Origin of the sequence: Aeromonas sp. FDAARGOS 1405 (genome assembly GCF_019048265.1) — a bacterium.
Lineage (GTDB): Bacteria > Pseudomonadota > Gammaproteobacteria > Enterobacterales > Aeromonadaceae > Aeromonas > Aeromonas veronii_A.
This window is the reverse complement of record NZ_CP077311.1, coordinates 847,414-865,834: the sequence shown is the minus strand read 5'-3', so window position 1 is coordinate 865,834 and position 18,421 is coordinate 847,414. Positions and strand designations below refer to the sequence as shown.

General features: G+C 59.8%; 16 protein-coding genes and 1 riboswitch. Of the genes, 9 read left to right on the top strand and 7 right to left on the bottom strand.

Translation table 11 applies throughout. The annotated features are described in order from the left end of the window. Nucleotides 1-58: 58 nt before the first annotated feature. Together I6L35_RS04125 and I6L35_RS04120 are read right to left on the bottom strand one after the other, a co-directional pair. Nucleotides 59-781: a MarC family NAAT transporter gene (locus tag I6L35_RS04125; protein WP_216979609.1), complete on the bottom strand. Its 723-nt coding sequence runs from the start codon at nucleotides 779-781 to the stop codon at nucleotides 59-61. A 144-nt stretch (nucleotides 782-925) separates the two neighbouring features. After that, a complete protein-coding gene (locus tag I6L35_RS04120) occupies nucleotides 926-2,245 on the bottom strand; it encodes an MFS transporter (protein WP_216979608.1) in 1,320 nt (439 codons plus the stop codon). Nucleotides 2,246-2,411: 166 nt separating this feature from the next. Here I6L35_RS04120 and I6L35_RS04115 point away from each other — a divergent pair, with 166 nt between their 5' ends. Together I6L35_RS04115 and aphA are read left to right on the top strand one after the other, a co-directional pair. After that, nucleotides 2,412-3,086 carry an adenine nucleotide alpha hydrolase gene (locus I6L35_RS04115; RefSeq protein WP_216980238.1) on the top strand — a complete coding sequence of 225 codons (675 nt, stop codon included), beginning with the start codon at nucleotides 2,412-2,414 and terminating at the stop codon, nucleotides 3,084-3,086. Nucleotides 3,087-3,192: 106 nt separating this feature from the next. Then, nucleotides 3,193-3,912: an acid phosphatase AphA gene (aphA, locus tag I6L35_RS04110; RefSeq protein WP_216979607.1), complete on the top strand. Its 720-nt coding sequence runs from the start codon at nucleotides 3,193-3,195 to the stop codon at nucleotides 3,910-3,912. A 99-nt stretch (nucleotides 3,913-4,011) separates the two neighbouring features. On the opposite strand, the gene I6L35_RS04105 is transcribed toward aphA, so the two are convergent. Beyond that, a complete protein-coding gene (locus I6L35_RS04105) occupies nucleotides 4,012-4,275 on the bottom strand; it encodes a hypothetical protein (RefSeq protein ID WP_042658108.1) in 264 nt (87 codons plus the stop codon). Nucleotides 4,276-4,444: 169 nt separating this feature from the next. Here I6L35_RS04105 and I6L35_RS04100 point away from each other — a divergent pair, with 169 nt between their 5' ends. Both I6L35_RS04100 and I6L35_RS04095 read left to right on the top strand, forming a co-directional pair. Continuing rightward, the gene (locus tag I6L35_RS04100) at nucleotides 4,445-5,266 is read left to right on the top strand and encodes an HDOD domain-containing protein (protein WP_216979606.1); all 822 of its coding nucleotides are present in this window, start codon (nucleotides 4,445-4,447) and stop codon (nucleotides 5,264-5,266) included. A gap of 141 nt (nucleotides 5,267-5,407) precedes the next feature. Continuing rightward, the gene (locus I6L35_RS04095; protein ID WP_216979605.1) at nucleotides 5,408-5,905 is read left to right on the top strand and encodes a GNAT family N-acetyltransferase; all 498 of its coding nucleotides are present in this window, start codon (nucleotides 5,408-5,410) and stop codon (nucleotides 5,903-5,905) included. A gap of 155 nt (nucleotides 5,906-6,060) precedes the next feature. On the opposite strand, the gene I6L35_RS04090 is transcribed toward I6L35_RS04095, so the two are convergent. Beyond that, nucleotides 6,061-6,237, bottom strand: coding sequence for a hypothetical protein (locus I6L35_RS04090; protein ID WP_005340085.1), 177 nt, complete (start codon nucleotides 6,235-6,237; stop codon nucleotides 6,061-6,063). Between the two features lie 506 nt (nucleotides 6,238-6,743). Then, nucleotides 6,744-8,021, bottom strand: coding sequence for a sodium:proton antiporter (locus I6L35_RS04085; RefSeq protein WP_019446508.1), 1,278 nt, complete (start codon nucleotides 8,019-8,021; stop codon nucleotides 6,744-6,746). 216 nt (nucleotides 8,022-8,237) lie between these two features. Between I6L35_RS04085 and metH the strand changes: the two genes are divergently transcribed. Further along, nucleotides 8,238-11,933, top strand: a complete 3,696-nt coding sequence (gene metH, locus I6L35_RS04080; RefSeq protein ID WP_216980237.1) for a methionine synthase — start codon at nucleotides 8,238-8,240, stop codon at nucleotides 11,931-11,933. Between the two features lie 231 nt (nucleotides 11,934-12,164). Further along, nucleotides 12,165-13,061 (top strand): 30S ribosomal protein S6--L-glutamate ligase, encoded by an 897-nt coding sequence (gene rimK, locus I6L35_RS04075; RefSeq protein ID WP_005340088.1) that lies wholly within the window; start codon nucleotides 12,165-12,167, stop codon nucleotides 13,059-13,061. 95 nt (nucleotides 13,062-13,156) lie between these two features. On the opposite strand, the gene I6L35_RS04070 is transcribed toward rimK, so the two are convergent. Next, on the bottom strand, nucleotides 13,157-14,401 hold the full coding sequence (locus I6L35_RS04070) for a HAMP domain-containing sensor histidine kinase (protein ID WP_216979604.1): 1,245 nt from the start codon (nucleotides 14,399-14,401) through the stop codon (nucleotides 13,157-13,159). Continuing rightward, on the bottom strand, nucleotides 14,398-15,066 hold the full coding sequence (locus tag I6L35_RS04065) for a response regulator transcription factor (RefSeq protein ID WP_019446511.1): 669 nt from the start codon (nucleotides 15,064-15,066) through the stop codon (nucleotides 14,398-14,400). The genes I6L35_RS04070 and I6L35_RS04065 overlap by 4 nt, the downstream gene beginning before the upstream one ends. A gap of 88 nt (nucleotides 15,067-15,154) precedes the next feature. On the opposite strand from I6L35_RS04065, the gene I6L35_RS04060 reads away from it, so the two are divergent. The 3 genes from I6L35_RS04060 (at nucleotide 15,155) to aerA (ending at nucleotide 17,873) form a co-directional block, all read left to right on the top strand. Further along, nucleotides 15,155-15,577: a hypothetical protein gene (locus tag I6L35_RS04060; RefSeq protein ID WP_005340092.1), complete on the top strand. Its 423-nt coding sequence runs from the start codon at nucleotides 15,155-15,157 to the stop codon at nucleotides 15,575-15,577. 86 nt (nucleotides 15,578-15,663) lie between these two features. Beyond that, nucleotides 15,664-16,149: a hypothetical protein gene (locus I6L35_RS04055; RefSeq protein ID WP_216979603.1), complete on the top strand. Its 486-nt coding sequence runs from the start codon at nucleotides 15,664-15,666 to the stop codon at nucleotides 16,147-16,149. Nucleotides 16,150-16,409: 260 nt separating this feature from the next. Beyond that, complete coding sequence (gene aerA / locus I6L35_RS04050) at nucleotides 16,410-17,873, top strand: aerolysin AerA (protein WP_216980236.1); 1,464 nt, start codon at nucleotides 16,410-16,412, stop codon at nucleotides 17,871-17,873. 271 nt (nucleotides 17,874-18,144) lie between these two features. Beyond that, nucleotides 18,145-18,257: riboswitch (TPP riboswitch) on the top strand. The last annotated feature ends 164 nt before the right edge of the window (nucleotides 18,258-18,421 follow it).

Sequence of the window (18,421 nt, the reverse complement as noted above, 5' to 3'; positions counted from 1 at the left end):
AGTAACATGATCAGGAACAAGATCAGTGCAGATCGTCAGGGACTTTTTGATACCGTTTTCAATCAGAGCTGGCGGGCTTTTGCGGCAACTGATCAAACGTGCCGGAAGCCTGCGGTAGCGCCGGTGCGGTTTGCATGGCCTGGCCGCCGTGGAAGACCGGATCCTGTGCCACTTCCTTGATGCCGTTGATGCAAAACTGCATACCCATGCAGACCAGCAGGAAGCCCATGATGCGGGTCATGGCATCGATGCCGGTGGCGCCAAGGATCTTGCAGACCGGATCCGCCAGCTTCAATACTCCCCAGCTGATCAGGCTCATCAGGGCAAATGCAGTGACCATGGCGCCATAGATAGTGAGGCGGTTGTACTCGTCAGGCAGCTCGGCAATCTGGGCTGCCCCGCTTATTACCAGCGCCATGGTGCCCGGCCCGCACATGCTGGGCATGGTGAGTGGTACAAAGGCGATGCTCTGGTTGATATCGACCCCGCTCTGCTGGCTGGGGGCGGGGAACAGCATGCGAAAGCCGATAAAGCCGATGATGAGCCCCCCGGCCAGGCGCAAACCCGGGATGGAGATCCCGAACAGATCCAGAATCGAAGATCCGATAAAGAAGGTGATGCAGAGGGTGCAGAACAGATAGATGGCCGCCATATTGACCTGACGGCGCACGTGTTCGCGCGACATCCCCTTGCTCAGCCCCAGCAACAGGGTGGCTGTGGTGGGGGGATTGACCATGGGCAGCAGCGCCAGCAAGGCGAGAAATACGACCTGAAAGAACATGTTGAGCCTCGGGTAGCAAGGATGAATGGGAATACCTTGATCCAGGTGGTCACCTGACTCAAGAGGGAGGCTATCTTATGCTGGCGAAACTGAACATAAGCAGTACAAAAAAGCCCCGGCAGTTACCGGGGCTTGTTGTTCGGGTCAGGCCGCTTGCGGCGCTTGCTGTTGTCGGATGGCCCGTTGCTGGAACCAGAGCCAGAGGCCGATGGCAAAACCCAGCACCGACAGACTCACCACATAGTGGGAGGGGGCAAGCATGTCGCTCTTCATCCAGAGGGTCACCGCCATCGGGGTGAGGCCACCGAAGATGGCGTAGGCCACGTTGTAGGAGAACGACAGACCGGAGAAGCGCACCACCGGCGGGAAGGCGTTGACCATCACGTAAGGCACGGCACCGACAATCCCGACCGCAAAGCCCGCCAGCATGTAGAGCGGCACCAGCTGGCTCGTACCGGCCGTCAGACCGTGATAGAAGGCGTAGCTGGAGCCAGCCAGCAGCAGGGAGCCGAACATGAAGGTAAGACCGCTGCCCAGCAGGTCGATCAGTCGACCATAGACGATACAGCCGAGGGTCAGGGCGACGATCGCCAGCGAGTTGGCGGTCAGGGCGTCCGCCGGGCTGATGCCATAAACCTTCTGCAGATAGGTGGGGGTCATCAGGATCACCACCACGATCCCGGCGGAGAGCAGCCAGGTGAGCAGCATGGAGACTACGACGCTGCTCTTGTGGTTGCGCAGCACCGCCTTGAGGGGCAGCTCGTCAGCCAGGGTCTTGTTGGCTTTCATCTCGGCGAAGACCGGGGTCTCGTGCAACCAGCGACGCAGGTACATGGCAACGATGCCGAAGATGCCGCCCAGCAGGAAGGGCACCCGCCAGCCCCACTCGCTCACTTCGGCCGGCGTCAGGCTCTTGTTGACCGCAGTGGCAATGAGGGAGCCGAGCAGGATACCGGCCGTCAATCCTGCGGTGAGCGTGCCACAGGCAACTCCGACCCGACGGGTGGGTACGTGCTCGGCGACGAACACCCAGGCGCCGGGCACTTCACCGCCGATGGCGGCGCCTTGCAGGATCCGCAGTCCCAGCAGTGCGATGGGGGCGCCGATGCCGAGCACCGCATAGGTGGGCAGCAGACCGATCAACAGGGTCGGCAGCGCCATCATGATGATGCTGAGGGTGAACATCCGCTTGCGACCGATGAGATCGCCAAAGTGGGCCATGATGATGCCGCCAAGCGGGCGGGCCAGATAACCGGCGGCGAAGATGCCGAAGGTCTGGAACTGGCGCAGCCACTCGGGAATGTCGGCCGGGAAGAACAGCTCGCCGATGACCACGGCGAAGAAGACGAAGATGATGAAGTCGTAAAACTCCAGCGCACCGCCGAGGGCAGCCAGACTCAGGGTTTTGTAATCCTGTCGATTGAGGGGGCGGGAGTGATCGTGCTGTTGTGTGGTCGTGGTCATATCCGTATGTTTCCCATCGGTTTTTTTAGTTATTGTCACCCCGGGCAAGGGGCATATACAGGTGATCGAGAGTATGCTGCCTGCCTCTTGTGTGTAAATCGCGCAATTCGCAACACTGTCTTGCATCTTTTTGGGGCAATCCGAATGCCCCGCTGGCGGAGGAATGATGGAAAAGAAACGGGTACTGCTCTCCTGGAGCAGTGGCAAGGATTGCGCATGGGCTCTGCATCAGTTGCGGCAAGATCCCGCCATTGAAGTGGTGGGGCTGTTTACCACCCTCAATCAGGCATTCGAGCGGGTGGCGATGCACGGGGTGCGCAAGCAGCTGTTGACCGAGCAGGCCGCCTGCGTCGGGCTGCCTCTCATCACCATCGATCTGCCCTGGCCCTGCAGCAACGAGGATTACGCCCGCATCATGACTGGCTTTATCGCCGATGTGGTGGCACAAGGGATCCGCTATATGGCCTTTGGCGACTTGTTCCTCGAGGATGTGCGCGCCTACCGTGAAAAGCAGCTGGCAGGCACCGGCATCGAACCACTGTTCCCGTTGTGGGGCAGCAATACCCGTGACCTGGCGCCGCAGATGGTGGCCGCTGGGTTGAAGGCGCGGATCAGTGCTCTCGACCCGAACAAGCTGGATGCCAGCCTGGGTGGTCACGATTTTGACGAGGCACTGCTGGCGGCGCTGCCAGAGGGCGTCGATCCGTGCGGCGAGAACGGCGAGTTTCATACCCTGGCCTATGATGGCCCCATGTTCTCCCGCCCGCTCGACATTCGAGTCGGCGAGACAGTGCTGCGTGACGGCTTTGTTTTTACCGATCTGCTGCCAGTCGAAGATTAATTATCGGGCGTCAAACGCTCCCTTTTGCAGGAGTATTCACAGATTTGAGAGGCGGGATGGGGGCACTATTGGCCCCCTCTTTTGATTCAAGATGACAACCTGCCTTATGAAACACGTCTCTCGTCCGGCGCTGCTTGCCTCCTTGCTGGCTGCCGCCCTCTCTCTGCCTGCCGTAGCAGGTCAAGCCGCCACCGTTCAGCCTATCCCTGCCGGTGTCACCACCGTCACTTTGGCCCAGCAGGCGCCGATCCACTGGGTATCGGTGGAGCAGATTGCCAAGAGTCTTGATGGATTGCCGCCAATGGCTGTCGGGTTTGATATCGACGATACCCTGCTCTTCTCCAGCCCGGGTTTTTATCGCGGCAAGCAGGAGTTCTCGCCCAACGACGAGAGCTATCTGAAGAACCCCGCCTTCTGGGAGAAGATGAACAATGGTTGGGATGCGTTCAGCATGCCGAAAGAGGTGGGCAAGGCGCTCATCGCCATGCATCTCAAGCGCGGTGACCACATCTATTTCGTCACCGGTCGCTCGGCCACCAAGACCGAAACCGTGAGCCAGACTCTGCAGCAGACCATGAGTATTCCGGCTGACCAGCTCAATCCGGTGATCTTCGCCGGCGATCAGCCGGGCCAGAACACCAAGGTGCAGTGGCTCAAGGATAAGCAGATGAAGCTCTTCTACGGCGACGCCGACGGGGATATCAAGGCGGCGCAGGAGGTCGGCATTCGCGGCATTCGTCTGCTGCGGGCCGCCAACTCCAGTTATCGGCCACTGCCGTTGGCAGGGGCGCTGGGGGAAGAGGTGATCATCAACTCCCAGTTCTGATCCGGAGAGGATCCATGCAACAAGGGCGGGGCCATTGGCACCCGCCCTTCTGTTTTTAAGGAATCATGCAAAGGCGTGGGCCTTGGCCAGCACCGGCTATCAGTCAGCCCACGGCATCTCGGGCAGACTGTCGAGGAACTCGCCGTAACGGGTCAGATTGAAAGGGCCCTGATCAGCTTCCATCGCCATCAGCTCGGCCCCGAGGGCGCAGGCGATATACTGTAGCGCCTCTTCCCGCGGGGTGCCCTTCATCACCAGTCGCATCAGGGTCGCCTTCACATGGGGCGGGTGGCCATCGTTGAGCTGGTTTTCCACCATCTCCAGCAGCGTCTCTTCGTCAAAAAACTCCTGAGTGTCGTTCATGGGATATCCGTAACAGTGAATGTGGCGGCCAGTATAGCCTGAATGGGGCTAACACCTTGAACAGCCAGCGAATAAACAATCCGATGGGGAGACCATTTGTTACCCATAATTAGGAAGAGTTTGCCAAGGCAAACAGGTTGGAACACAGATAACATGGATGGACACGCCTATGCCCACGATAGATTCCCTGCTGGCCGAGCCCAAGCTACTGCCCCAGATCCCGGAAGTGATGCGCGATTTGATCCAGACCTTCAATGAAAAGGATCCGGATCTGCTCAAGATCAGCAAGTTGATCAACAAGGACCCTGTCATCTCCGCCAAGTTGCTGCGGCTGGCCAACTCGGCCAAATTCGGTAGTAGTCGCCAGATCGGCACCGTCAATGAAGCCTCGGTGCGGCTGGGGTTGGCGATGGTGCGCAACATGGTGCTGGCCTGCGGGCTCACCGAATCGGTCACTGCGGTGCCCGGCATTGACCTCAAACACTTCTGGGGCAGCGTGTTCAACGTGGCGGAGCTGGCCCGTCGTCTGGCGGTGAAGAAGGGGATGAAGGGAGATGAGGTTTTTACCTGCGCCCTGCTCTACGATCTTGGCCGACTGGTGATGCATGTGGGCCTGCCGGAAAACACCGTCCATCACATCCACGATCTGGAGCTGCACAAGGGGCGGGCCAAGGCGGAAGAACTGGTGGTTGGCTTCAACTATGCCCAGGTCGGGGCGGCCATGGCACGTTACTGGAAGTTCCCCGAGACCATCAGCAATGCGGTGGAGTATCACTACAACCCCATGCTGGCCAAGGAGTTCTCTCCCGAGGCCGGGTTGATCCATCTGGCGATCGTGCTGGCTGCGCAATCCGATGTGGGGGAAGAGGCGCCACCCGAGTGGCCCCACAAGGTGGCAGATGCGCTGGGGTTGAGCTGGGCCGATTGTGCCGCCCAGTTCACTGCGCTGCGCGAGCAGGGTAATGGCTATGCCGGGTTGCTGGCTGCCTGACCACTCTGCTACCGCTGTGTGACATCGTAAAAAGGGGCCGAGGTTGGCCCCCTTTTCATGGCCGTGAGCCCGCTATTGCTTGTCAGTCGGTTGTCGAGGGGGCACTCTGCTGACTTCGCCTGTTTTGAGAGAGCCCTTGCCATGATTACCTCCCCCCGTCTCGTTCTGCGTGAACTGACCATCGCCGATGCCCCCTTTATTCTTGAGCTGCTCAATGACGGTGACTTCTATCGCTACATCGGTGATCGGGGCATTCGTACCCTGGAACAGGCGCAGGAGTATATCCAGCAGGGACCGGCGGTGAGCTATGCCCGTCATGGTCACGGCCTCTATCTGGTCGAGCGCAGGGAAGATGGCGCCAGCCTCGGTATCTGCGGTCTGATCAAGCGCGATACCCTGGAGCAGGTCGATATCGGTTACGCCTTCCTGCCGCAGTATCGCGGTCAGGGTTATGCCATCGAAGCGGCGCAGGCTGCTCTGGCCGATGGCAAAAGTCGGCTGGGGATCGGGCAGGTGATTGCCATCGTTACGCCGGGCAACGAGCGTTCCATCGGCCTGTTGGCCAAGCTGGGGCTGGTGCGTAGTCGGCTGGTCAAATTGAGCGAAGATGCCGATGAGTGCCTGCTGCTGGAGCAGTGATCAAGGTCAGAGAGCTGGAAAGCGAATGGCGAGGTGGCTGTCAGGCTGAGTGACAAGCAAGAGGCCGGGTCTGGCTAAAGGAGTGAGAGAGAAGCAAAGAGGCCGCCGTGAGTTGCGGCCTGTCTGCATCGGGCGCTGCCGGAGGGCAGGCAGGATCAGTTGAGGTCTTCGATGGAGAACTCGCCAGCGATACCATCACAGGAGATGGCGAAACCGCCGCTGAAGCGGGTGCTGAACTGGATCAGAAACGCATCATTGTCGTGCTCTTGCACAGGCAGGTTGATGGGCTTGCTGCGACGCAGGGGCTTGTGTGTTTGTACTGCTTTCATCATGGTATTTCTCTATATAAATTAGGTGGTTGCTCCTTGTATTGGCAAATGTCAGGTCAATGGGCGCGGTCGATTGGGTGAACGACAAGCGCGCAGGAATACCCAGCCCGGTTAAGGGGTGTCTGCACTTTCAAGGAATATGCTGATGCATAAATCAAATTGGGTGGGCAGATCGGGTCTGCACCGTGAGAGCCGGGCAACGCAGGCAGACAGCCTGACGGTTCTCAAGGCGAGTAAATCAGAAGAAGGTTATGCGGGTACTGGCAGGATTCATCGTGAGGTGAAGCATTGCAGGGTAAACATAAACAGGGCTGATTAACTAGCCGACGCGCATTCTCTCCTCGAAATGAATAAAAAGCAAACAATAATTTGCCGATGTTGAAGCCAGTACGCTTTTCCTCTGTGTAATCAAGGTGCTATCAGCAGCAAATATCCACAGCTATCCGCCATAAAAAGAGGGCTCCCGACGGGAGCCCTCTCTCATTCTGCAATCAGCACAGTGGGCCGACTCAGTAGTCGCCACAGGCCTTCTTGGCAGCCGTGATCATCGGGGTGATGGTCATGCCTTGCACCACGATGGAGAACATCACCACCGAGTAGGTCATCACCAGGATGACCTCCCGCAGATCGACGCCATGTTCCGGGATCATCATGACGCCGGAGGGGAGTGCCAGTGCCATCGCCATCGCCAGACCACCGCGCAGGCCACCCCAAGTGAGGATCCGCACCGAGAAGGTGTTGTAATTGCGGAATCGGCGGAAAGCCACATAGGGCAGCGACACGCTGATAAAGCGGGCACCCAGGCAGAGCGGCACCGCAATGACCAGCAGGATCCAGTCACGCCAGGCGAGATCCAGTAGTACCAGTGCCAGACCGATCAGCAGGAACAGCAGGGCGTTGAGGAACTGGTCCATCAACTCCCAGAAGTGATCCAGGTGATGGCTGCTCTGCTCGGAGAAGCCGGAGTGACGGGTCCAGTTGCCGATCATGATGCCGGTGACCACCATGGCCAGTGCGCCGGAGACGCCGATCATGTTGGCAAAGGCGAAGCCGGCGGTCGGGATGCAGAGGGTCAGCAGCAGCTCCAATGAACCGTCATCGGTGGCGCTGATCATCACGTGGGCGATGAGGCCCAGCACGGCACCGAACAGGATGCCGCCGAGGGCTTCGTGCAGGAACAGACCGGCCACGCTACCGAAGGTGGGCTCGACACCGCCAAAGGCGACGGCAAACACGGTAGCGAAGATGACGAGGCCAACACCGTCGTTGAACAGGGATTCCCCTTCGATCTGGATGGCGATCTGGGGTGGCGCTTTCATCTTCTTGACGATGGCCAGTACGGCAATCGGGTCAGTGGGGGAGATCAGCGCGCCGAACAGCATGCAGTAGACCAGCGGCAACTCCCAGCCCAGCAGCTTGGCGATAAACCAGAAGCCGTATCCGATGAGGAAGGTGGAGAGCAGGGTGGCAATGATGGCCAGAATGGTGATCTCCCACTTCTGGCTACGCAGCGCCTTGAGGTTGATGCCAAGGCCACCGGCGAACAGCAGGAAGCCCAGAATCCCCTTCAGCAGGAAGTTCTGGAAGTCGATGCTCTCCATGGTCTTGACGGCAAGAGGTTCCAGGTTGAACCAGCCCAGTTTGCCAAACAGCACCAGCAGTGCGGAGATCAGCATGGAGCCCGCAGTAATGGCGATGGTGGTCTGGATCTTCACAACATACTGGTTGGCAAAGGCGATAAAAATCGCCAACGCTGCCAGAAAACAGAGTGTGTAGTAGACGCTCATAGTTATTTTTTTCTCGTTGGTAGACAGCAAGCACGTATCCCTATGCAGGACGGGCATAGGTTACTCTCGGGCCCTATGTTACTCATTACCCATAAATGAGTATATGGTGGCGCATTTGGACTGATAGACGGCTAGATTTCCATTTTATTTGTTTGCTGTTAGGATGCTGTTTACGCAGTTGCATGGATGTAAGAGGAACACGCGGTGTCGAACGTAATGTCGAGCAGAGAGCCGAGCAAGCAGTCGGACGTAACAAAGAAGCTGGAAGCCTGCCTCAGGGAGCGGATCCTGATCATCGACGGGGCCATGGGCACCATGATCCAGGGCTACAAGCTGGGGGAGGCGGATTATCGGGGTGAGCGGTTTGCCGACTGGCATACCGACATCAAGGGCAACAACGATCTGCTGGTGCTGACTCGTCCGGCGGTGATCCGCGAGATCCACGAGCAGTATTGCGCTGCCGGGGCCGACATTCTCGAGACCAACACCTTCAACGCCACTCGCATCGCCATGGCCGATTACGAGATGGAAGAATTCTCGGCCGAGATCAACCGGGAAGCCGCCCGTCTGGCCCGCGCTGTGGCCGACGAGTGGACGGCAAAAGATCCCGCCAAGCCGCGCTTCGTAGCAGGGGTGTTGGGCCCCACCAACCGTACCGCCTCCATCTCGCCGGATGTGAACGATCCCGGCAAGCGTAACGTCACCTATGACCAGCTGGTGGCCGCCTACACCGAATCGACCCACGCCCTGATTGAGGGCGGCGCTGACATCATCCTGATCGAAACCATCTTCGATACCCTCAACGCCAAGGCCGCCGCCTTCGCGGTGGAAGGGGTGTTCGAGGCGCTGGGCTACAGCCTGCCGGTGATGATCTCCGGTACCATTACCGACGCCTCCGGTCGTACCCTCTCCGGCCAGACCACCGAAGCCTTCTACCACTCGCTGCGCCACGTCAAACCCGTTTCGTTCGGCCTCAACTGTGCGCTTGGGCCCGATGAGCTTCGCCAGTATGTGGAGGAGCTGTCTCGCATCAGCGAATCCTGCGTCAGCGCCCACCCCAACGCCGGTCTGCCCAATGCGTTCGGCGAGTACGACCTCGATGCGGGTGAGATGGCAGAGCATATCCGCGAGTGGGCCCAAAGCGGCTTCCTCAACCTGGTCGGTGGCTGCTGCGGCACCACCCCGACCCATATTCGCGCCATGGCCGACGCCGTGGCGGGCATCAAGCCGCGCGTGCTGCCCGAGCTGCCGGTTGCCTGCCGCCTGTCGGGTCTTGAGCCGCTGATCATTACCCCTGAATCCATGTTCGTGAACGTGGGGGAGCGCACCAACGTTACCGGTTCGGCCAAGTTCAAGCGGCTGATCAAGGAGGGGCTCTACGACGAGGCGCTCGACGTTGCCAAGCAGCAGGTGGAGAACGGCGCCCAGATCATCGATATCAACATGGACGAGGGGATGCTGGACGCCGAAGCGGCCATGGTGCGCTTCCTCAATCTCATCGCCGGTGAGCCGGACATCGCCCGGGTGCCTGTGATGATCGACTCCTCCAAGTGGGAGGTGCTGGAAGCGGGCCTCAAGTGCGTGCAGGGCAAGCCGGTGGTCAATTCCATCTCCATGAAAGAGGGGGAGGAGAAGTTTATCCAGCAGGCCAGATTGCTGCGCCGTTACGGCGCCGCCGTTATCGTGATGGCGTTCGATGAAGCGGGTCAGGCCGACACCCGCGCCCGCAAGTTCGAGATCTGCCAGCGTGCCTACCGGATCCTGGTGGATCAGGTCGGTTTCCCGCCGGAAGACATCATCTTCGACCCCAATATCTTCGCGGTAGCGACCGGCATCGATGAGCACAACAACTACGCGGTGGACTTCATCGAGGCGGTGAAGGACATCAAGACACACCTGCCCCACGCCATGATCTCCGGCGGCGTCTCCAACGTCTCGTTTTCGTTTCGCGGCAACGAGCCGGTGCGCGAAGCCATTCACGCCGTCTTCCTCTACCACGCTATCAAGAACGGCATGGACATGGGGATCGTCAACGCCGGTCAGCTCGCCATCTATGAAGACATTCCGGCGGAGCTGAAAGAGAAGGTCGAGGCGGTGGTGCTCAACCTCAATGACAACGCCACCGAGGAGCTGCTGGCCATCGCCGAGAAGTATCGCGGTGCCGGTGCCCAGGCTGAGGATCCGCGGGATCAGGAGTGGCGCAGCTGGCCGGTGGGCAAGCGGCTGGAGCACGCACTGGTCAAGGGGATCACCGACTTTATCGAAGAGGATACCGAAGAGGCACGCGCTGGCGCGGAGAAGCCGCTGCACGTCATCGAAGGGCCGCTGATGGATGGTATGAACGTGGTCGGCGACCTGTTCGGCGCGGGCAAGATGTTCCTGCCCCAGGTGGTGAAATCGGCGCGGGTGATGAAGCGGGCGGTGGCCTATCTGCAGCCCTATATCGAGGCGGAAAAATCGGGCGGCTCCAGCAATGGCAAAATCGTGCTGGCCACCGTCAAGGGTGATGTGCACGACATCGGCAAGAACATCGTCGGGGTGGTGCTGCAGTGCAACAACTTCGAGATTGTCGACCTCGGGGTCATGGTCTCCTGCGAGACCATTCTCAAGACTGCGCGGGAGGTCGGCGCTGATATCATCGGGTTGTCGGGTCTCATCACCCCGTCGCTGGACGAGATGGTGCACGTGGCCAAGGAGATGGAGCGTCAGGGCTTCAAGCTGCCGCTGCTGATCGGCGGTGCCACCACCTCCAAGGCCCACACTGCGGTGAAGATCGAGCAGAATTACTCGGAGCCTGTGGTCTATGTCTCCAACGCCTCCCGTGCGGTGGGGGTGGCGCAGAGCCTGCTCAGCCCGGATCTCAAGGAGGCGTTTGTCGCCCGCATCGACAAGGAGTACGAGATTGCCCGGGATCAGCATGCCCGCAAGCAGCCGCGCTCCCGCCCGGTCAGTCTGGCCCACGCCCGCGCCAACCGGCACCAGCTGGACTGGGTTGGCTACCAGCCGCCGAAGCCCCGCGAGCTCGGGGTGCAGAAGTTCGAAGATGTGGCCATTTCGGTGCTGCGCCCCTACATCGACTGGACGCCGTTCTTCCTCAGCTGGGAGCTGGCGGGCAAGTATCCACGCATCCTTGAGGACGAGATCATCGGCGAGGAGGCGACCAAGCTGTTTGCCGACGCCAACGCCATGCTGGATCAGCTGGAAAAGGATCAGAGCGTGCGCTGCGCCGGCATCATCGGCCTGTTCCCGGCCAACGGGGTGGGGGACAGCATCGAAGTTTACAGTGACGAGTCGCGCACCGAGGTTATCAAGGTGCTGCATCACCTGCGCCAGCAGAGCGAGAAGCAGGGCTTCCCCAACTACTGTCTGGCGGACTATGTGGCGCCGAAAGAGAGTGGCAAGCCCGACTGGATCGGTGCCTTCGCGGTGACCGGCGGTATCGGTGAGGAGGCCATCGCCAAGGCCTACAAGGCGCAGCACGACGACTACAACGCCATCCTCATTCAGGCGGTGTGCGACCGTCTCGCCGAGGCATTTGCCGAGTATCTGCACGAGCAGGTGCGCAAGGTACATTGGGGTTATGCTCCCGACGAGGCCCTCAGCAACGAGGAGTTGATCCGCGAGAACTATCAGGGTATCCGCCCGGCCCCCGGTTATCCGGCCTGCCCGGAGCACACCGAGAAGGGGAGCATCTGGGAGTTGCTGGATGTCGAGCAGGCCATTGGCATGCAGCTCACCGAATCCTACGCCATGTGGCCGGGGGCTGCCGTGTCCGGCTGGTACTTCTCCCATCCCGAGAGCAAATACTTCGCAGTGGCGCAGATCCAGCACGATCAGGTGGAAGATTACGCTGTTCGCAAGGGGATGACGCTGGCAGAGGCCGAGCGCTGGTTGGGGCCAAACCTGAACTGATTTCCGCGTGACATCGGTTGATCTTTAACGAGAAACGGCGGCATCCTTGCACGGGTTGAACAACCTGCGCAGAGCCGCCGTTTAACCTGTTGGTCACAGTGACAGGTTAGAGTGCTGTTTGGTGTGGTTTGTCTTGTTGTCAGGATAAACAATTGGCGTTGTCTTGGCGCTGTGGCACCTTATACTCTCCCGCCCCATCCTGCCCAGGCATAGCCTTCTAGCGGAATTGTCATGAAGATCGCCATTTTATCCCGTGAGCCGAAAAACTACTCCACCCGCCGTCTGGTCGAGGTGGCACAGGCGCGCGGTCATCAGGTAGAGGTGCTCGACACCCTGCGCTGCTATATGAATATCGCTTCCCACAACCCCTCCATTCACTACGAGGGTGGGGAGCTGGGAAGCTATGACGCCGTGATCCCGCGGATCGGGGCCAGCATTACCGCCTACGGTACCGCCGTGCTGCGCCAGTTCGAGATGATGAACACCATGGCCCTCAACAGCTCGGTGGCCATCAGCCGTTCCCGCGACAAGTTGCGGGCGATGCAGCTGCTCTCCCGCCACGGTATCGGCCTGCCCATCACCGGCTATGCCCACAGCACCCACGACGTGCCCGACCTCATCACCATGGTGGGCGGGGCGCCGCTGGTGGTGAAACTGCTGGAGGGAACCCAAGGGATTGGCGTGGTGCTCTGCGAGACCCAGAAGGCCGCCGAAAGCGTGATCGAAGCCTTTATCCAGACCAACAACAACATTCTGGTGCAGGAGTATATCCGCGAGGCCAATGGCGCCGATATCCGCTGTCTGGTGGTCAATGGCAAGGTGGTTGCCGCCATGCGCCGTCAGGCCCAGCCGGGGGAATTTCGCTCCAACCTGCACCGTGGCGGCACCGCCGAGGCGATCAAGATCACCCCGGAAGAGCGCGCAACCGCCGTACAGGCCGCCAAGATCATGGGGCTGGATGTGGCGGGGGTGGATATCCTGCGTAGCGCCCGTGGCCCGCTGGTGCTGGAGGTCAACTCCTCCCCCGGCCTGCAAGGGGTGGAAGCCGCCTCCGGCAAGGATGTGGCCGGCAAGATCATTGAGTTCCTCGAACTCAAGGCGAGCCGCAAGAACAAGCCGGCGGAGTGAGCCTCAGGCTTGCATCTGTCAGATAGCAACAGGGCGCCCTCGGGCGCCTTGTTGCTATCTGGCTGGTGGGTTGGCGGTGCCACTGCGCCCTCACCCTAACCCTCTCCCAAAGGGAGAGGGAACTGTTCGGCAGTGATCATCGCCAGACGGGCGCTAAATACGCCATCTTCCAGCCGGGTGTCGATCTGCCAACCGAGTTTCTCGCAGATGCGCTGAATGATGGTGAGGCCACAGCCGTAGCCGAGGATCTGATCCGGCGCCGCCGCCGTCGGGTTGCTGATGGTGAGCACCGGGCCATACAGCTCGATCTCGATATGTCCCTCGGCATAGCTCAGGGCATTTTTCAGCAGGTTGCCGAGGGCGATGGCGAGCAGGGAGAGGGGGGCATTTACTTCGCTGCTCTCGTCCAGATTAAGCCGGATATCGAGTGCCTCCCGCTGCAACAGCGGAGCGAGGCGGGCCAGCTCCTGACGGATCAGCGGGGTCACCTGCTGCAGCGGTCGCTCCACTGCCTCCTTGCGGCCCAGCAGCAGGAAGGTCTCGGTGAGCAGCGCCATCTCGTCGGCGGCGGCGCGGATGCGGGTGGTGGCACGAGCTGCTGGTGCGGGCAAGTCCGTCACCTTGCCGAGCAGGGCCGCCGAGCCCTGGATCACCATGTTGGGGGTGCGCAGCTCGTGGCTGGCGAAACGGCTGAACTCCTGTTCGCGGGCGAACACTGCGCTCACCTCCTGTTTGCCGGCCAGCAGCGCCAGCTCGATATCCCGCAGCTCCTGCCAGGGGGCGTCGGGCTCGAAATCAGCCTGATCCGGGGTGAGGTGGGCGACCCTCTGTTGCAGCCGTTGCAGCGGCCCTGTGATATGGCGCACCAGCCAGATGCCGAAGCCGAGGCAGCCCAGCAGCAGGGTCACCCCGATCAGTCGGGTGGCCAGATGCAGCTTGTCTTCGTAGGGGTCGAGGTAGTCATCGGCGTCGTCATTGAACACCAGATAGAGCAGTCCCTCACCGGAGGGGTGACGGGCCACCAGAAAGTGTTTGTCCTCCTTGCCCAGCTGATGCTCGAAAAAGCCGGGAGTCTGGTAGGGCTTCAGCCATTTCGGCAGACGGCCCGACTCGGTCCAGTAGCTGGAGAACTGTCTGGGGCTCGGGGCTGCGGCGGCCGGGCCGAGTCGCAGCCAGTCATCGCTGTAGCGGGTCACTTCGGCTTCCAGCCAGTGGCGCAGGCTCAGCTCTTCCATCTTGTCTTCGGCCACCAGCATCAGGCCGGAGAGCAGGAGCAACAGCACCACCCCGGCGCCGCCGAGCGCCATGATCAGGCGGCGGCGCAGGCTCGGCAGACTCATGCGCTCACCAGTCGGTAGCCCTGGCCGTGCAGGGTCTCCAGCATGGGAGTGGGGAAGGGTTTGTCGAGCGCGTTGCGCAGGGCGTAAATGTGGCTGCGCAGGGCATCGGAGTCGGGCTCCTCATCGCCCCAGACGGTGTCGAGCACCTCCTGACGGCTGACGATGGCGGGGGCACGGCGGGCCAGCAGGGCGAGGATCTGGAACGGGATCTTGCCGAGCTTGAGGGGTTCACCGGCGCGGGTGGCACGGCCGCTGGCGACATCGACCGTCAGATCGCCAAAGCTGATGGCCCCCACATCGCCGCGCGGGCCACGCAGACTCAGAGCTTGCAGCCGTACCTCCAGCTCCTCCATGGCGAACGGCTTGACCAGATAGTCATCCCCTCCCGCCTTGAAGCCCGCCAGCTTGTCTTCTAGGCTGTCGCGGGCGGTGAGAAACAGCACGGGAGTGGCAATCCCCTGCTCGCGCAGGCGCGCTACCGTGCTGAGGCCATCGAGGCGCGGCATCATCACATCCATGATGATGACGTCGAAACGCTGCTCCTCCAGCAGTTGCAGCGCCGCCTGACCGTGATAGGCACAATCGAGGCGGTGACCGGCCAGCTCCAGATAATCCATGATGGTTTCCGCCACCTGAGGATTGTCTTCCACTACCAAAATCTTCATGCTTTGCTCTCCTGGTTGGCGAGCGTTTCACGCTCTTTTCACACCGGATTCGGCATCCTGTTTGCCAGTGTAACCCCGAGGATCCCTGATGAAGAAGTCTCTCTGCGCCCTCCTGCTGTTGATCTTGTTGCCACTTGGCACCGCACAGGCGACCGAATTCAAACTGACCGGCCGCACCACCTGGCAGCTTGGCCAGTTGATGGTCAACGGCATGCCGTTCGTGATCGACGACCAGACCCGCTTCAAGGATTGGCTCAACGAGGATGATCTCGGTGGTACCTGGGTCGAGATGAAAGGGGTGGTTGAGAACGGCGTGCGCTATGTACGCAAGGTCGAAGCTCTCGACGAAGATGACAAGGACGAGATGGATCTGGAGGGGCCGGTGGAAGGGGGGCGGATCTGGGGCTACACCACCTCGGATAACAGTCTGGCGCCGTTTGAAGGGCGCTGGCTCGAGCTGGAGTGCAAGTTTGATGGCATGCGCCTGAGCCGCTGCCGTGAGGATGACTGATCCGATCTCTGCGTTCCGATTAGAAATGCTCCCGAATGAAGCCCATGCTTGTCCAGCATGGGCTTTTTGTTCAGGGACGAACGAAGATGGAACAATCGAGAAAGTGGTGTGCATGGATGCTGGGTGTACCGCTCTGGGCGGTGCAGGCGGGAGCCGACGAATTGTGGCTGGTGGAGCTGGAGCACAGCGACGGCATCCGCCTGCAATTTCAGGGGGCCGAAGTGGAGCAGGGCAGTGCCGCCGTCTGGCGGCAGGGGGAGATTTGGCCGCAGCCACTCAAACCCGGCGACCAGCTCGCTCTGCTGGTGGCCGATGGCGTTGCCACCCGGATTGAGCTGCTGGCCGCCAGAGCCCCGCTGGTCCGTCAGCCCTGGCAGCGGGCGCAAGATCGCCTGCAATCCTTCGATGACCGGCAGCTCACGCTGGCCACCCTGGGCACTGTGCCACTCAATCCGCAGGTGCGCTGGGTCAACGGTTCGGCCGCCGATCTGCATGCCGGGAGCGAGCTGGTATTGATCCGTTCGGCGGATGGAATATTGAAGGGAATTGAAGTGATCAATCCGGAAGAGTAATTCAGCATCTTCTTATTTAATATGGTTTCACCATATTGTGGCAGCCATTAAATAATGGCTGCCACAATATTTATGATTTATTCCTCAATAAAGTCATCACTCTAATTATTTTCCTGTATCACCATTATTTTGTTTGTCATGGATGTTTTTTGGTGGTTTATTTTATTTGTGTCAGGTTTTGTCGGAGTCCATACCTGTCAAATGAAAAAGGATATTTCTACACAATAACAATTATCGTATGTCTGAAAGAGGGATAAATGATGAATAGAATAATTACCGCCAATCTGGCGTTTTTGGCGTCTTCATTGATGCTCGCTCAGGTGCAGGCGGCTGAACCTGTCTACCCTGATCAGGTCAAGTGGGCGGGCCTTGGCACGGGCGTCTGTGCCAGTGGTTACCGTCCTCTGACCCGTGATGAAGCCATGAGTATCAAGGGTAATCTGGTCAGCCGCATGGGGCAGTGGCAGATCACTGGGCTGGCGGATCGCTGGGTGATTATGGGGCCAGGATATAATGGCGAAATCAAACAGGGCACTGCCGGAGAAACCTGGTGCTATCCAAATTCACCGGTTTCCGGAGAAATACCAGCACTCTCTGACTGGAATATTCCGGCGGGTGATGAGGTCGATGTGCAATGGCGGCTTGTCCACGACAATGATTATTTTATCAAGCCGGTCAGTTATCTCGCTCATTATTTGGGATACGCCTGGGTGGGTGGAAATCATAGCCCCTATGTCGGGGAAGATATGGATGTTACCCGGGTTGGCGATGGCTGGTTGATAAAGGGAAATAATGACGGCGGCTGCTCCGGATATCGTTGCGGGGAGAAGAGCTCCATCAAGGTAAGCAACTTCTCATATACCCTGGAGCCCGACTCCTTCAGCCATGGTCAGGTCACCGAGAGCGGCAAGCAGCTGGTCAAGACCATCACGGCCAATGCGACCAACTACACGGATCTGCCTCAGCAGGTGGTGGTGACCCTGAAGTACGACAAGGCCACCAACTGGTCGAAAACCGATACCTACAGCCTGAGCGAGAAGGTGACCACCAAGAACAAGTTTCAGTGGCCGCTGGTGGGAGAAACCGAACTGGCCATCGAGATCGCAGCGAGCCAAAGCTGGGCCTCCCAGAAAGGAGGCTCGACGACCGAGACCGTCTCGGTTGAAGCGCGCCCCACGGTGCCGCCTCACTCCAGCCTGCCGGTGCGGATTGCCCTCTACAAGTCCAACATCTCCTACCCCTACGAGTTCAAGGCCGAGGTCAATTATGACCTGACCATGAAGGGCTTCCTGCGTTGGGGCGGCAATGCCTGGTATACCCATCCTGAGAATCGCCCCACCTGGGAGCACACCTTTGCCGTCGGCCCGTTCCGCGACAAGGCGAGCAGTATTCGCTATCAGTGGGACAAACGTTATATCCCGGGTGAAGTGAAGTGGTGGGACTGGAACTGGACCATCAGCGAGTATGGTTTGTCGACAATGCAGAATAACCTGGGTCGTGTGCTGCGCCCGATCCGTTCGGCAGTGACCGGTGACTTCTATGCCGAAAGCCAGTTCGCCGGCGATATAGAAATCGGTCAGCCCCAGACCCGTTCCACGGCCTCTGCCCAGTTGCGTAACGCCTCTGCTGAAGGTGTGGCTCTGACCGGTGTGGATCTGGATAGCGAGACTCTTGCCAGCGAAGGGTTTGGCAACGTATCCCTGACCATAGCACCGGTTCAATAACTTCCCTCGCAGGCCCCTTTCATGGGGGCCTGTTTCTGTTCTGCGCAAGACGATGCACTTGCCCAGCGCACTTCGCTTTTCCCTCTTTTTGTCCTCCTGTCCCTGCATGATCACAGCGGGAAGCTATGGCTTGCCAAGGTGATGCCAACGCAGGTTTGGCCTCTGTTTGGGGTGGCCCCGTGAGCGAGGCATTGTTCACTCATTTGTTGAAAGAGGCGTGTTGGCCAGATTGTTAACGGCTTGTGCTTTGGATTTTCCCCCTTATACTGGCGCCATCTTGTCGGAGTGCTGACCGTCGAACGACGCGAAGCTGAGACCGTTAATTCGGGATCCGTGGAACCTGATCAGGTTAAAACCTGCGAAGGGAACAAGGGTAACTTGCGGGTTACCGCGCCGGAGGAGGAACAAGCCTCTTCCGCTCATCAAAGGGCTCACCCTTGATGGGTCAGGGCGCACAGGAGGGAGTCTGTCCCGTCCGGTTGTCCAGCACGTGGGGTGCCTTGCCCACAGCGAGCAGAGAGCGGGAAGCGACAGAACAGCAGCGCGGA